The organism is Aquabacterium sp., assembly GCF_041909175.1.
Taxonomy (GTDB): Bacteria; Pseudomonadota; Gammaproteobacteria; order Burkholderiales; family Burkholderiaceae_C; genus Aquabacterium.
Window position 1 is genome coordinate 243,396 of record NZ_JAYRDZ010000005.1, and the last position, 14,631, is coordinate 258,026.

General features: G+C 62.8%; 15 protein-coding genes and 1 pseudogene. 10 read left to right on the forward strand and 6 right to left on the reverse strand.

The features are described 5' to 3' along the window. The first annotated feature begins 3 nt into the window (after positions 1-3). The 8 genes and pseudogenes from ACE3PH_RS09515 (at position 4) to ACE3PH_RS09550 (ending at position 7,750) form a co-directional block, all read left to right on the forward strand. Positions 4-909 carry a TIGR00730 family Rossman fold protein gene (locus ACE3PH_RS09515; protein ID WP_374318247.1) on the forward strand — a complete coding sequence of 302 codons (906 nt, stop codon included), beginning with the start codon at positions 4-6 and terminating at the stop codon, positions 907-909. A 28-nt stretch (positions 910-937) separates the two neighbouring features. Next, a complete protein-coding gene (rocF, locus tag ACE3PH_RS09520) occupies positions 938-1,870 on the forward strand; it encodes an arginase (RefSeq protein WP_374318249.1) in 933 nt (310 codons plus the stop codon). 43 nt (positions 1,871-1,913) lie between these two features. Beyond that, positions 1,914-3,116: a patatin-like phospholipase family protein gene (locus ACE3PH_RS09525; RefSeq protein ID WP_374318251.1), complete on the forward strand. Its 1,203-nt coding sequence runs from the start codon at positions 1,914-1,916 to the stop codon at positions 3,114-3,116. Between the two features lie 114 nt (positions 3,117-3,230). Further along, positions 3,231-3,542, forward strand: coding sequence for a 50S ribosomal protein L21 (gene rplU / locus ACE3PH_RS09530; RefSeq protein WP_374318253.1), 312 nt, complete (start codon positions 3,231-3,233; stop codon positions 3,540-3,542). Positions 3,543-3,575: 33 nt separating this feature from the next. Continuing rightward, positions 3,576-3,833 carry a 50S ribosomal protein L27 gene (gene rpmA / locus ACE3PH_RS09535; protein ID WP_374318255.1) on the forward strand — a complete coding sequence of 86 codons (258 nt, stop codon included), beginning with the start codon at positions 3,576-3,578 and terminating at the stop codon, positions 3,831-3,833. A 174-nt stretch (positions 3,834-4,007) separates the two neighbouring features. Further along, positions 4,008-5,057: pseudogene (cgtA, locus tag ACE3PH_RS09540) on the forward strand (Obg family GTPase CgtA); the annotation flags it as partial. Between the two features lie 327 nt (positions 5,058-5,384). Beyond that, positions 5,385-6,503, forward strand: a complete 1,119-nt coding sequence (gene proB / locus ACE3PH_RS09545; RefSeq protein WP_374318257.1) for a glutamate 5-kinase — start codon at positions 5,385-5,387, stop codon at positions 6,501-6,503. A gap of 203 nt (positions 6,504-6,706) precedes the next feature. Continuing rightward, positions 6,707-7,750, forward strand: coding sequence for a putative solute-binding protein (locus tag ACE3PH_RS09550; protein WP_374318259.1), 1,044 nt, complete (start codon positions 6,707-6,709; stop codon positions 7,748-7,750). Positions 7,751-7,771: 21 nt separating this feature from the next. Here the strand turns inward: ACE3PH_RS09550 and ACE3PH_RS09555 are convergent, their stop codons facing one another. Continuing rightward, entirely contained in the window at positions 7,772-8,362 is a 591-nt protein-coding gene (locus ACE3PH_RS09555; protein ID WP_374318261.1) for an RNA pyrophosphohydrolase, read from the reverse strand. A gap of 93 nt (positions 8,363-8,455) precedes the next feature. Between ACE3PH_RS09555 and ACE3PH_RS09560 the strand changes: the two genes are divergently transcribed. Beyond that, a complete protein-coding gene (locus tag ACE3PH_RS09560; RefSeq protein ID WP_374318263.1) occupies positions 8,456-10,216 on the forward strand; it encodes a proline--tRNA ligase in 1,761 nt (586 codons plus the stop codon). Between the two features lie 2 nt (positions 10,217-10,218). Then, the gene (locus ACE3PH_RS09565; protein ID WP_374318265.1) at positions 10,219-10,896 is read left to right on the forward strand and encodes a lytic transglycosylase domain-containing protein; all 678 of its coding nucleotides are present in this window, start codon (positions 10,219-10,221) and stop codon (positions 10,894-10,896) included. A 6-nt stretch (positions 10,897-10,902) separates the two neighbouring features. Here ACE3PH_RS09565 and ACE3PH_RS09570 read toward each other — a convergent pair whose 3' ends face one another. From ACE3PH_RS09570 to prfA, 5 genes are all read right to left on the reverse strand, one after another. Further along, complete coding sequence (locus ACE3PH_RS09570; RefSeq protein WP_374318267.1) at positions 10,903-11,478, reverse strand: UbiX family flavin prenyltransferase; 576 nt, start codon at positions 11,476-11,478, stop codon at positions 10,903-10,905. Beyond that, entirely contained in the window at positions 11,479-11,796 is a 318-nt protein-coding gene (gene grxD, locus ACE3PH_RS09575; RefSeq protein ID WP_374318269.1) for a Grx4 family monothiol glutaredoxin, read from the reverse strand. 86 nt (positions 11,797-11,882) lie between these two features. Further along, the gene (locus ACE3PH_RS09580; RefSeq protein ID WP_374318271.1) at positions 11,883-12,566 is read right to left on the reverse strand and encodes a hypothetical protein; all 684 of its coding nucleotides are present in this window, start codon (positions 12,564-12,566) and stop codon (positions 11,883-11,885) included. 122 nt (positions 12,567-12,688) lie between these two features. Then, positions 12,689-13,534 carry a peptide chain release factor N(5)-glutamine methyltransferase gene (prmC, locus tag ACE3PH_RS09585; protein WP_374318273.1) on the reverse strand — a complete coding sequence of 282 codons (846 nt, stop codon included), beginning with the start codon at positions 13,532-13,534 and terminating at the stop codon, positions 12,689-12,691. After that, entirely contained in the window at positions 13,527-14,627 is a 1,101-nt protein-coding gene (gene prfA, locus ACE3PH_RS09590) for a peptide chain release factor 1 (RefSeq protein ID WP_374318437.1), read from the reverse strand. Before prfA ends, prmC begins: the two co-directional genes overlap by 8 nt. Positions 14,628-14,631: the final 4 nt, after the last annotated feature.

A 14,631-nucleotide genomic window follows, 5' to 3' on the forward strand; every position in this document is an offset into this window, starting at 1 on the left:
CTCATGAATCACCCCAAAGAACTGCTGGAACGCAATTTCCCCACCGCGGATCAGGATGCCCGTCAGGCGGCGAAAGGCTCGCGCTATGCCGGTCCGGACAGCAGCTATGCGCTGGCCTTCACCGATACCGAATTCCTGCTCAATTCCGAACTGCGTCCCGTGCGCATGCAGCTTGAGTTGCTCAAGCCGGAAATGGTGCAGCGCGAAGAGAGCATCGAGTCCACCATCGTCATCTTTGGCAGCGCCCGCATCCTGCCGCCCGAGCTGGCCGAGCAGCGCCTGGCCGAGGCGCAGGCCTTGCCCGAAGGGCCCGCACGAGATCAGGCCGTGCTGCGTGCGCAGCGTCTGGGTGGCATGTCCCGCTATTACGAAGAGGCTCGCCGATTCGCCAGCATGGTGACGCTCAACTCCGCGAAACTGCAGACCCCGATCTACGTGGTCACCGGTGGCGGCCCCGGCATCATGGAGGCCGGCAACCGTGGCGCCCATGAGGTTGAAGGCAAGAGCATCGGCCTCAACATCGTGCTGCCTCACGAGCAGGAGCCCAACCCGTACATCACGCCCAAGCTGTGCTTCCAGTTCCACTACTTTGCGCTGCGCAAGATGCACTTCCTGATGCGCTCGGTGGCGCTGGTGTGCTTCCCGGGTGGTTTCGGTACGCTGGATGAACTCTTCGAGACCTTGACCCTGATCCAGACCGGCAAGTGCCGCAAGCGCCCTGTGGTGCTGGTCGGTCGCGACTTCTGGACTCGCCTGATCAACATCGACCTGCTGATCGAAACCGGCATGATCAGCCCCGAGGACATCAACCTGTTCCATATTGTCGAGACTGCCGAGGAAGCCTGGGGCATCCTGCAGGAAGTCTATGGCCTGGGCCAACCGGAAGAAGATTCAGCCTGCGGCTGGTAAACCCCGGAAGGGGAGATCGGAGGAGACCATGAGCCAGACACGCATCAGACTCATCGGGGCTCCGACCGATGTGGGTGCCAGCATGCGCGGGGCCTCCATGGCGCCCGAGGCCCTGCGTGTTGCGGGGCTGCCGGAAGCACTGGCTCGCCGAGGTCTGGCGGTGCTGGACGATGGCAACCTCAGCGGCCCTTCCAACCCCATGCTCCCGCCGGTGGCAGGCCACCGACACCTGCCCGAAGTGCACGCCTGGAACCAGGCTGTTCGCGATGCGGTCAGCGTGGCCTTGCAGGCTGGCGAGTTGCCGCTCCTGCTGGGTGGGGATCACTGCCTTGCCATCGGCTCCATCGGCGCCGTGGCAGAACACTGTCGACAACAAGGCAAGACCTTGCGTGTGCTCTGGCTGGATGCGCATGCTGACTTCAACACCTCGACCATCACCCCCAGTGGCAACCTGCATGGGATGCCGGTCGCCATACTGTGCGGGCAGGGGCCCGATGCGCTGGTTCGGCTGGCGTCGGGTGCCTTGTCTGGGGCTGCGCTGGCGCCTGAGTCCGTGCGCCTGATTGGCGTCCGCAGCGTGGATGAACAAGAGCGCCAACTGGTGCACACCTGCGGTCTGGAGGTGTTCGACATGCGGCACCTGGACGAACACGGCATGCGCACCACCATGCAGCAGGCGTTGATGGGGGTGGATGAGCGCACCCATCTGCATGTCAGCTTTGATGTCGATTTTCTCGATCCCGACATTGCCCCTGGCGTGGGCACACCCGTGCGTGGCGGGCCCAGTTACCGCGAAGCCCAGTTGTGCATGGAAATGATCGCCGACACCGGCCAACTGGCCTCGCTGGATGTGGTGGAGTTGAATCCTGCGCGCGATCATCAGAACCGCACGGCCGAGTTGGTCGTGGATCTGGTCGAAAGCCTGTTTGGCAAATCCACCTTGATGCGGCTGCGGCCCTGAGTCGCAGACTCAAGCTGCATGCCTGTATGCCGATAAACAGACCATGAGTTTGCCTGGCAAGAATGCGTTGGTTCTCACTGGTGGTGGTGCCCGAGCGGCCTACCAGGTGGGGGTGTTGCAGGCACTCATGCAGATTCGCCGGGAAAGCGGTGCAGCTCGCAGTGGCAACCCCTTTCAGATCATCACCGGCACATCGGCCGGGGCGCTCAACGGCATGGGGCTGGCGTGTCGAGCCGACCAGTTTGAAATGGCTGTGCGCTTCATGGTCGAGTTGTGGCGCAACATGCGGTCTGAGCAGGTCTACTGTGCCGACTCCTTTGGCATCATCCGCACGGGTGCCAAGTGGCTGACGCTGTTCTCCCTGGGGTGGGCGCTGGCGCGGTGGCGTCGTGCGCGTCCCCGGTCTCTGCTGGACAACGACCCCCTCAGCGAGTTGCTGTCCCAGTTGATCGACTTCGATCGTTTGCCACACCTGATGGCCGAAGGTCACCTGCACGGCATCGCGGTGTCAGCCTCGAGTTACACCACCGGCGAGCACGTCACCTTTTATGACAGCGCCGAGCCCGTGCACACCTGGACGCGGTCGCAACGCATCAGCGTGCACGAACGCATCACGCTCGAGCACTTGATGGCCTCCAGTGCCATCCCCTTTGTGTTTCCTGCGGTCAAGTTGGGTGTCCAGGGCCATGCCCAGTACTTCGGGGATGGCTCCATGCGCCAGTCCGCACCGATGTCGCCGGCGATTCATCTGGGGGCCGACCGCGTTCTGGTCATTGGTGCGGGGCGCTTGCACGAGCCGCAGACACCGCGCGAGACACTCGTCGAATACCCCAACCTGGCACAGGTCGCCGGCCACGCCATGTCCAGCATCTTTCTGGATGCGCTGGCAGTCGACATCGAGCGGACCCAGCGCATCAATGCCACCTTGAAACTCTTGCCTCCTGAAGCCCGTGCACACACCACTTTGCACCCGGTGGACGTGCTGGTGATTGCGCCGAGTCAGCGTATCGACGACATCGCTGCCCGCCATATTCATGCCTTGCCCCCGGCGGTTCGCGGCATGCTGCGGGCTGTCGGTGTTTATGGGCAAGGCAAAACGGCTCGTGGCTCCGTGCTCGCCAGCTACCTGCTGTTCGAGTCCGACTTCACCCGAGAGCTGATCCATCTCGGTTTCGGTGATGCCATGGCCAAGCGCGACGAGGTGCAGGCCTTTTTCGGGTGGGGTTCGCCGGCCCCGGTGTGCTGAAACTTGCAGCATCTGGCCTTCCATGTTAATATCGAGAGCTTCGCACCTTGTGTGTGAAGTTTGTCGCTTGTCGAAGTCATTCGGCAAGTCTTCGATTCTTTGAAAGGTCTCCCTATGTACGCGGTCATAAAAACCGGTGGTAAGCAATACAAGGTTGCTGCTGGCGAAAAGATCAAAGTAGAACAGATTGCTGCGGACGTTGGCCAAGAGATCGTGATCGACCAGGTTCTGGCAGTCGGCTCCGGCGCTGAACTGAAGGTTGGCACGCCCTTGGTGGCTGGCGCTACTGTGAAGGCAACTGTTGTTTCTCAAGGTCGTCACGACAAGGTTCGCATCTTCAAGATGCGCCGTCGTAAGCACTATCAGAAGCGCCAAGGCCACCGTCAGAACTTCACCGAGCTCGAAATCAGCTCTGTGAACGCCTGATCTTTCCTCATCTAGTCACCAAGGAGCGATTCCATGGCACAGAAAAAAGGCGGCGGTTCCACGCGGAACGGCCGTGACTCCCAACCCAAGATGCTGGGCGTGAAGGCTTACGGTAGCGAAGTCGTGTCCGCCGGTTCCATCATCGTGCGTCAACGTGGCACCCGTTTCCACGCTGGCCCGAACGTCGGCATGGGCCGCGATCACACGCTGTTTGCACTGGTTGACGGCACCGTGTCGTTCACGACCAAGGGTTCGCAAAACCGCAAGACCGTGGTCGTGACTCCGGTCTGATCCACCTTGCGCGGCAACCCCGGCCGTGTGCTGGGGGGCTGACTGAAAGCCCCGGCTCGCCGGGGCTTTTGCATTTTTCCCAGATTCCATTGCAGGCGGTTTGGCCGGCTGCTTTGTGCCGATAATGATCGGCTGACATTCCTTTTCGACGGACAACACAAGGACAACAGCCCCATGAAATTTGTCGATGAAGCCACCATTGATGTGGTCGCAGGCAATGGCGGTAGCGGTTGCGCCAGCTTCCGTCGAGAAAAGTTCATTCCCTTCGGTGGTCCGGACGGGGGCGACGGTGGGCGCGGTGGCCATGTCTTCGTGCAGGCCGATCGCAACATCAACACCCTGATCGACTACCGCTACGCGCGTCGCCACGAAGCCCGCAATGGCGAGTCCGGCCGCGGTGCCGACTGTTTTGGCGCCGCTGGCGAAGACATCATCCTGCGCATGCCTGTGGGCACCATCATCCGCAACGAGGAAACCGGCGAGGTGATGAAGGAGTTGCTCGAGCACGGCGAAACCTGGTTGCTGGCCAAGGGCGGTGACGGTGGTTTCGGTAACCTGCGTTTCAAGAGCAGCACCAACCGTGCCCCCCGCAAGAAGACCCCGGGCTGGCCCGGCCAGGCCTTCAAGGTCAAGCTCGAGCTGCGCGTGCTGGCCGATGTCGGTCTGCTCGGCATGCCCAATGCGGGCAAGTCCACGCTCATCACGGCCGTGTCGAACGCGCGCCCCAAGATTGCCGATTACCCCTTCACCACCCTGCATCCGAACCTGGGTGTGGTGCGTGTGGGGCCGGAAAAGAGCTTCGTGATGGCCGACATTCCGGGCCTGATCGAAGGCGCTTCGGAAGGCGCTGGTCTGGGTCACCGTTTCCTGCGCCATCTGCAACGCACTCGTGTGTTGCTGCATGTGATCGACATGGCACCGTTTGATGACGATGTCGACCCGGTCAAGCAGGCCAAGGCCATCGTGGCCGAGCTCAAGAAATACGACAAGGCACTGTATGACAAGCCGCGCTGGCTGGTGCTCAACAAGCTGGACATGGTCCCGCAGGAAGAGCGCGCCCAACGTGTGGCCGACTTCGTCAAGCGCTACAAGTGGAAGGGCCCGGTCTTCGAGATATCGGCGTTGACCCATGACGGCTGCCAGCACCTCGTGCAGGCCATTTACCAGCACGTTGCCAGCATGCAGGAGCACCACGAAGAACGTGATGTCCGCTTTGATGGCGAGGGTGACTTGCTGCCGGCGGATGCGGCTGCTGATGTGATGGCGCCCCAGCTGGCCGACCAGGCGCTGCTCGTGCCGGACAGCCCAGTCGAGACCTTTGAGGTGAAGCCGGCTGCGAAGAAGGCCGCTGCGAAAAAGGCGCCAGCCAAGAAAGCTGCAGCCAAGAAAGTCGCAGCCAAGAAGGTGCCCGCGAAGAAAGCCGCCGCCAAGAAGGCTGGTGCATCTCGCAAGTCGGCCGATAAGCAGGCACCCGAGTCGAACGAACCCGCTTTCACACCTGATCCCACCGATCCCCGTTTCCGTTGAAGCACTGCTGTTGCCGCGCACGCCATGAGTGACATCCTGAAGAACGCCCGCCGTATCGTCGTCAAGGTGGGTTCCAGTCTGGTGACCAACGAAGGCCGCGGCATCGATGCAGACGCCATCGGCAACTGGTGCAGCCAGCTGGCTGCATTGGCGCGTGATGGTCGCGAGGTCATCATGGTGTCCAGCGGGGCCATTGCCGAAGGCATGAAGCGCCTGGGCTGGAGCGTGCGCCCCAAGGAGTTGCATGAGTTGCAGGCAGCGGCCGCCGTCGGGCAGATGGGGCTGGTGCAGATGTACGAGACCATGCTGCGCGAACACGGCCTGGGCAGTGCGCAGGTGCTGCTGACGCATGCCGATCTGGCTGACCGTGAGCGCTATCTCAATGCCCGTTCCACCTTGCTGACCCTGTTGTCCTTTCAGGTGGTGCCGGTCATCAATGAAAACGACACGGTGGTCACCGATGAAATCAAGTTCGGTGACAACGATACCCTGGGGGCCCTGGTGGCCAACCTGGTGGAAGCCGATGCCCTGGTCATCCTGACTGACCAGAAAGGGCTCTACAGTGCGGATCCCCGCAAGGACCCCGATGCTCGCTTCATCGACGTCTGCACGGCCGGTGACCCCGAGCTGGAGCAGATGGCCGGAGGCGCCGGCTCCCGCGTGGGGACGGGGGGCATGATCACCAAGGTGATCGCAGCCCGCCGTGCCGCAGGCAGTGGCGCCAGCACGGTGATCGCCTGGGGGCGCGAGCCTGATGTGCTGGTGCGCCTGACGCAAGGCGAGGCCATCGGCACCTTGTTCGTTGCCGAGACGGCCAAAGTGGCTGCGCGCAAGCAATGGATGATGGATCACCTGCAATTGCGTGGTGCCGTCGTCATCGACGATGGTGCGGTCGCGAAGGTGCGTGATGAAGGCGCCAGCCTGCTGCCGATCGGCATGACCGAAGTGATTGGCGATTTCCAGCGGGGCGATGTCATCGCGGTGCGCGACACCGCGGGCAACGAGGTGGCGCGAGGCCTTGCCAATTACGCCAGCTCGGAAGCGCGGCTCATCCAGCGCAAGCCCTCCAGCGAGTTTGAAGCCTTGCTGGGCTTCACGGGCGAGGCTGAAATGATCCACCGGGACAACCTCGTTCTGGAGTGAGTTGGGCCGGGCTGGTTACGCCCGGTCACATCTGCGGCCCTGTTCGGCATGGCTCCGCCCTCGGATCAGGGGGGGGCTTCGGGTTCCCCCTGTGCGCCTGTGGGGCAGGCCCCTAGTTGAATCTCGTGCGACACCCATCGTGTGATGGGGCGCAGATTCCGAGTTCAACGAGAGGGGCACCCGTGCCGCGACAAGCTATGCAGATGAAACTGAAACAGACCCTGGTCCTGTCCGGCGTGTTGGCCGGCGCGCTCTGTGTGGCCGGCGCCGCGCAGGCCAAGTCGCTGGTGTGCGTGTGGGATGTGTCCGGCAAGAGCGGGGACGTTTACGCCTCCGCCCTCGATTACGCCCTGGCCATGCAGAAAAATGGCGCGGACATCGAGATCAAGAACTACGTTGACGAACGGGTTGCCATCGAAGACTTCCGTGCTGGCCAGTGTGATGGTGTGGTCGCGACGGCTTTGCGTACGCGCCCCTTCAACACCGTGGCCGGTTCGATTGATTCGATCGGGGCCACCACCATTGTGAAGGGCGGCAAGGTCGACATCCCCGCCAGCTACGAGGTGGTGCGCAAGGTGATCCAGGCCTTTGCCACACCCCAGGCCGGCAAGCTGATGGTCGAGGGCAATTACGAGATCGGTGGCATTTTCCCGCTAGGGGCGGCTTACCCCATCGTGCGTGACCGCCAGATCAACTCGGTCGAGGCGCTGTCTGGCAAGAAGATCGCTGCTTTTGACTACGACAAGGCGCAAAGCGTGATGATCCAGCGCATTGGCGCCCAGCCGGTGTCGGTGGACGTGACCAATGTGGGCCCCAAGTTCAACAACGGCTTTGTGGACATGGTGACCCTGCCTGCCGTGGCCTTCAAGCCCTTCGAGTTGTACAAGGGCATTGGTAGCAAGGGTGGCATTGGGCGCTTCCCTATCCTCATTCCCACGGTGCAGGTCGTGCTCAATCGCGCCAAATTCCCTGAAGGTTTTGGCGAGAAGTCGCGTCAATACTGGCTGTCCCAGTTTGATCGCGCCTTGCATGTGATCGATGTGGCAGAGAAGGGCGTGCCCGCGGCCATGTGGAACGACCTGCCGTCCGACGCCATCCCGAAGTACGTCCAGATGTTCCGTGAGGCGCGCATCCAGATTGCCAAAGAGGGTATCTACAACAAGCGTGGCCTGAACATCATCAAGCGCGCTCGCTGCAATGTGAACCCGGCCGATGCCGAGTGCGCCTCGCAAACCGAAATCGAGTGACGAAACAAAACAGCCCGAGGGTCACTCGGGCTGCGATGCGGGGGGCACAACGGTGTCCGTGCCTTCTTCGTCATCGTGCCGCCGACCAGGGGCGCCGTTGCGCATGCTGCCCCGCAGGAACCGGTTGGCCTGCCCCTGTGATTTGGGTAGAAAACGAGCCAGCTCGGACAAGGCCAGCTGGTACACGTCGCGCTTGAACTCGATGACGGTCTCCAGCGGCACCCAGTAGTCATGCCAGCGCCAGGCGTCAAACTCGGGGTGGGTTGTGGCGCGCAGGTTCATGTCGCTGTCGCGGCCCATCAGCTGCAACAGAAACCAAATCTGCTTTTGACCCTTGTAATGGCCGCGCGCATCCTTGCGGATGAAATGACTGGGCACCTCATAGCGCAACCAGTCACGGGTGCGTGCCACCACCCGCACGTGTTCAGGCCGCAACCCCACCTCTTCGTGGAGTTCGCGGAACATCGCCTGCTCGGGCGACTCGCCGTACTTGATACCGCCTTGCGGAAACTGCCAGGAGTGGGTGCGGATGCGTTTGCCCCAAAATACCTGATTCCGCTGATTGAGCAGGATGATGCCGACGTTCGGCCGAAAGCCTTCCCGGTCGAGCATAATCAACTCCGAATTTTTTAACTGATTTCATTATTGCATTGCGCACCTGAAACGCAAGCGTGCGACCCCGTAGCGCGGTGCAATTTTCGCCCCATGAAAGCTTCCCAGTTCTTCATTTCCACCCTCAAAGAAGCCCCGACCGATGCGGAAATCGTCAGCCACAAGCTGATGATGCGTGCTGGTTTGATCAAGAAACTGGGCGCCGGTCTGTACAACTACATGCCGATGGGGCTGCGCACCATCCGCAAGGTCGAGCAGATCATCCGTGAAGAGATGAACCGCGCCGGAGCGGTTGAGCTGACCATGCCGGTGATCCAGCCGGCCGAGCTGTGGCAGGAAACCGGCCGTTTCGACAAGATGGGCCCCGAGTTGCTGCGCCTGAAAGACCGCCACGACCGTGATTTCGTGGTGCAGCCGACCGCGGAAGAAGTGGTGACGGACATCGCGCGCCAGGAGCTGCGCAGCTACCGCCAGCTGCCCAAGAATTTCTACCAGATCCAGACCAAGTTCCGTGACGAGCGTCGCCCGCGTTTCGGTGTGATGCGTGGCCGTGAATTCACCATGAAGGATGCTTATTCCTTCGACCGCAATGTGGAGTCGGCAGGTAAAACCTACGACACCATGTTCGCCACCTACTGCCGCATTTTCGACCGCCTGGGTCTGCAGTACCGTGCCGTGGCTGCCGACACCGGCGCCATCGGTGGCGACCGCTCGCATGAATTCCAGGTCATTGCCGAAACCGGCGAAGACGCCATCGTCTACTGCCCGACCAGTGACTACGCCGCCAACATCGAGTTGGCCGAAGCCGTCAGCCTGCTGGCAAGCCGTGGCTCAGCTTCGGTGGCTTTCGAGAAAGTGGCGACCCCTGGCAAGAGCACCTGCGCTGACGTGGCAGAGCTACTGGGCCTGCCCTTGAGTCAGACCGTGAAGTCCTTGGTGCTGGCTACAGATGAAGTCAACGAGGCTGGCGAGATTGTCGGATCGACCGTCTGGTTGCTGCTGGTCCGTGGCGACCACGACCTCAACGAAGTCAAGGCCGGCAAGATGGAGTTGGCTGACGGAACTGGTTTGAAGGCAGGCTTCCGTTTCGCGACCGAAAAGGAAATCGTCGAGCACTTCGGCTGCAAGCCCGGCTATCTGGGCCCGGTCGGCCTGAAAAAATCTGTGAAAGTCATTGCAGATCGCACTGTGGCCAACATGGCCGATTTCGTTTGCGGCGCGAACGACGAGGGCTTCCACATCCGTGGCGTGAACTGGGGCCGTGACCTGCCCGAACCCGATCTGGTGGCCGACATCCGCAATGTGGTTGAAGGCGATCCTTCCCCTGACGGCAAGGGCGTGCTGGCCATCCAGCGTGGCATTGAGGTGGGGCACGTGTTCTTCCTGGGTACCAAGTACTCCAAGGCCATGAACGCCACTTTCCTGGATGAGGATGGCAAGCCCAAGCCTTTCGAAATGGGCTGCTACGGCATCGGCGTGACCCGCATCCTGGGTGCGGCCATCGAGCAGAAGCACGACGACCGTGGCATCATCTGGCCTGACACCATTGCGCCGTTCACCGTGGTCATCTGCCCGATCGGCTATGACCGCTCTGAAGACGTGAAGGCGGCTGCAGACCAGTTGCACGCAGCCTTGCTGGCCAAGGGTGTCGACGTGATCCTCGATGATCGCGGCGAGCGCCCGGGTGCCATGTTTGCCGACTGGGAGCTCATTGGTGTCCCGCACCGCGTGGTGCTGGGTGACAAGGGCCTCAAGGAAGGCCAGGTCGAATACCAGGGCCGCGGCGATGCCCAGGCCACCAAGGTGGCCGTGGCCGAGGTCGAGGCACTGGTGCTGGGTCGATTGAAGGTGTGAGCATGAAGCGGGCAGTGGGCAGGTTCTGGGTGGCGACGTCGTTGACGGGCGCACTCTGGCTTGCGTGTGCTGCCCCGGCCTGGGCCGGCGCTCAGGCCGAAGAGCCGCTGGCCGATTCGGTGCGAACCGCCTTGTCTGCGGCCGTGGCGCAGTCGGCACCGCCGGTGCCCGTGTTTGCCGATGCCGCCCAGCGCGACCGTTTTGAACGGTGGGCGCAGGCTGCCGGTGATAGGCTGCGCAAGAAGCATGCGGATGACCTGGTGCGGCGTGAGTTTCTCCAGACGGTCTGGTATGAGGCAACCCGAGCCGGGCTGGACCCCTCTCTGGTGCTGGGCCTGATCGAGGTGGAAAGCGGTTTCCGCAAGTACGCCATATCTGGCGTGGGAGCGCGTGGCTACATGCAGGTGATGCCGTTCTGGTCTCGCCTGATCGGTGATGGCGACCCCAGCCGGTTATTCCACATGCAGACGAATCTGCGCTTTGGTTGCATCATCCTGCGGCACTATCTGGACCGTGAGCGCGGCGATCTGTTCTTGGCGTTGGGGCGCTATAACGGCAGCCGAGGCAGGGCAGAGTACCCGAATGCCGTGTTCGGTGCATCGCGCAAGTGGAAGATGCCCAACGACAATGGCGTGAGGCTGGCCAACTCGAGTGACAGCCGGCCCGCAGTGAGCCGCTGAGCAGGCTTACAGCCCTTCCCAGACCTGGGGGTGGGCGTCTTCCAGCCCCAGCAGGGCCAGCACACGCTCTACCGTCTCATTGACCATGTCGTCGATGCTGTCCGGGCGGTGATAAAACGCGGGCAGGGGTGGAAAGATGATGCCGCCCATCTCGGTGACGGCCGTCATGTTGCGCAGGTGGGCGAGGTTGAATGGCGTCTCCCGCACCATCAGCACCAGGCGGCGGCGCTCTTTCAAGGTGACATCGGCAGCCCGTGTGAGCAGGTTGTCGCCAAAGCCGTGTGCCACGGAGGCCAGTGTCTTCATGGTGCAGGGCGCGACCACCATGGCGTCGGTGCTGTAGCTGCCGCTGGCAATGCAGGCGCCCACGTCACCCGGCGCATGGGCTTCGTCAGCCAGTGCTTCGAGAGCCGTGCGGTCCATGCCCAGCTCATGGTGCACATTGAGGATGCCGGCCGGGGTCACAACCAGGTGGGTGCGCACGCCGAGCGCGCGCGCGCGCTCCAGCAGGCGCACGCCGTAGACCGCGCCGCTGGCTCCGGTGATGCCGACGATCAGCCGGCGTGGACGAGGCTGCGCCAATTACTTGGCCTTGGCCAGTTCCTGTTGCAACTCGCCAGCCTGGTACATCTCCATCATGATGTCCGAGCCACCAACGAATTCGCCGTTGACGTAGAGCTGAGGGATGGTCGGCCAGTTGGCGTATTCCTTGATGCCCTGACGGATGGCTTCATCTTCCAGCACGTTGACGGTGACCAGGTTGGTCACGCCGCAGGCCTTCAGGATCTGGATGGCGCGACCCGAGAAACCGCATTGGGGGAACTGGGCCGTGCCCTTCATGAACAGGACCACGGGGTTGCCCTTCACCAGGGCATCGATGCGTTGTTGAGTGTCGCTCATGGGGTGCTCTTCTTGTGCAATGTCTTGAACAGGCCCGGTTATATCAGGCCTGTCATCCCACAGGAGCGTACAAGGACTTCTCTGTGTCAGAAAGCGTACTGAACAGACACTTTGACCAGGGGCTCAAGGTGCAGGTCGTGCGTTCCAGCATCGGTGGCGCCATCACCGGGCAGAACGCGGTTGAGCATGTTGGAGCCAGAGGAGACAACACCGACATCGGCGTTGAATTTCAAGGTGCTGGCGCTCCCACCTTGTGCAATGTTCAGGGTGTAGCCCGCACCCAGATAGGGTACGGTGCGGCCATCCAGGCTGTTGCTGCGCGCGGCCGAAGGCAAAGCCAGGCTGTCCAGGTACTGCAGGCTCAGATTGAGGCCGGGGCCGCTGCCATCGGGGTCGGTCCAGGCAGACTGGGTCAGCGACCCGCGGAGCAGGCCTGCCGTGGCCCGGAAGCCACCCGCGAAGTGGTAATCAGACAGGATGTGCGCGCTGCGCAGACTGAAGCCCGCATTGGCCAGGGGCTGCACCAGCACATAGGCGTCCTTCACCGGGTCGACAGGGCGGGCCATGACCACGCCGACACGACCTTCCCAATGCGGCCAGACCGAGTTGCCATCGAGATTCAGACCGGAGCCGCTTTGGCGTGCAGCCATGGCGCGCAGGATGTGACCGGTTTTGGGAACCATCTGGGCATGAGCCGTCAGGGTGCCAAACAGCATGCAGCCGGCCAGAACAGACCAGATGAGGCGTGAGGTGGTGGCGATGTGAGGCATGACAGTCTCCTGATGGATGAATTCATGCTACGCCGGCCATTCTGGTTTGTGCACCGGATATGTGAGCGTTCGTCGCCGCTATTTACAAGTCGTGACGCCCAATCGAGGGGGGTGTGCAGGCGTCAAGAGGGCAGATGCCCGCCGGTACAGCGGCGATGGCCGCCCAGGTCTTCGCGGCTGGTTACATCCAGGAAACCGTGGCGTTGCAGCAACGCTGCAACCGCGTCAGCCTGATCCCACCCGTGCTCGAAGAGCAGCCAGCCGCCGGCGTGCAGGTGGGCTGGGGCATTTTCAATGATCAAGCGGATGTCATCCAGCCCGTCCGGACCGGATGTGAGTGCCTGCTTCGGTTCATGTTGCAGGGCGGCCAGATGGGGATCGGCTTCGGCAATGTAAGGGGGGTTGCTGACGATCAGATCGAAGCGCGAACCGGTAACAGGCGTAAACCAGCTGCCCAGGAGGCAGGTCACGGGCAGGCCCAGCCGGGTGGCATTGTGCTGAGCCATGGCCAGGGCACCGGCACTGGCGTCTACCGCGGTGACCCGTGCCGCCGTATGCCCGTGCTGGATGGCCAGGGCAATGGCGCCACTGCCGGTGCCCAAATCGAGCACCTGGGCTTGTGCTGGCAAGGCAGCGCCCCCTTGAAGCAGCGCCAGGGCCCACTCCACCAGCACCTCGGTGTCCGGGCGTGGTACGAGCACGTCGGGCCCCACGGCCAGATCCAGACCGAAGAATTCCTTGTGGCCCAGCAGGTAGGCAACGGGTTCGCCCAGCGCGCGGCGCGCCACCAGGCTCTCAAACGTGGCCAGGGTGGACGATGCCAGCGGGTCGGTGTCATGGGCCAGCAGCCAGCTGCGAGGCTTGTCCAGGACGCTCCCCATCAGGATCTCGGCGTCCAGTCGATCCAGTCCGGCCTGGCGGGCAGCCTGCAGCGCAGAGGCGACCGTGACGATGGGCGCATCAGACACCACTGGCGGCCTCCAGCTCTGCGAGTTGGTCGGCTGCTTGGGCTGTCTGCAGCGCCTTGATCACCTCGTCGAGCTCGCCCTCCATGATCGACCCCAGCTTGTACAGCGTCAGGTTGATGCGGTGGTCGGTGAGTCGACCTTGCGGGAAGTTGTAGGTGCGGATGCGGTCCGAGCGGTCGCCCGTGCCCACCAGGCTTTTCCGGTGGGCGGCTTCCTTGGCCTGACGCTCGGTGCGCTCTTTGTCGCGGATGCGAGCGGCGAGCACGGCCAGGGCCTTGGCCTTGTTGCGGTGCTGGCTGCGGTCATCCTGGCATTCGGCCACGATGCCGGTCGGGATGTGCGTGATGCGCACGGCCGAGTCGGTCTTGTTGATGTGCTGACCACCGGCACCGCTGGCGCGGTAGGTGTCGATGCGCAGGTCGGCGGGGTTGATTTCCACCTCTTCCGCTTCGTCCGGTTCGGGCAGCACGGCCACGGTGCAGGCGCTGGTGTGGATGCGGCCCTGCGTCTCTGTCACGGGCACCCGCTGGACACGGTGTCCGCCCGATTCGAACTTCAGGGCACCATAGACCTGGTTGCCCTCGAAGCGCAGGACGATTTCCTTGTAGCCACCCAGATCGGATTCGCTGGCCGACATGATTTCCGTGCGCCAGCCGACGCGCTCTGCATGGCGCGTGTACATGCGCGCCAGATCAGCCGCGAACAAGGCGGACTCATCGCCCCCGGTCCCGGCCCGGATCTCCAGAAAAGCATTGCGCACATCGTCCGGGTCCTTAGGTAGCAAGGCGGTCTGCAACTCGCTTTCGAGCGTGACGAGGTCTGTTTCAGCCTGGGTGATTTCGTCGCGCGCCATGGCCACCATGTCGGCGTCGCCATCCGCTTCCTCCAGCATGGCCTGGGCGGTGGCGAGGTCGTCGCTGCGCTGCGTGTGCCGGCGCGCGAGCTCGCAAACGCCGCTGACCTCGGCATGTTCACGCGAGAGATCCCGATAGCGCCGGTTGTCCGCCGCCACGGCCGGGTCGGACAAGGCCATGTCGAGCTCGCGCAGCCGGTGGGCGAGTCGTTCGAGGGAGGCTGAGAGGGAGGGCGCCAGACCG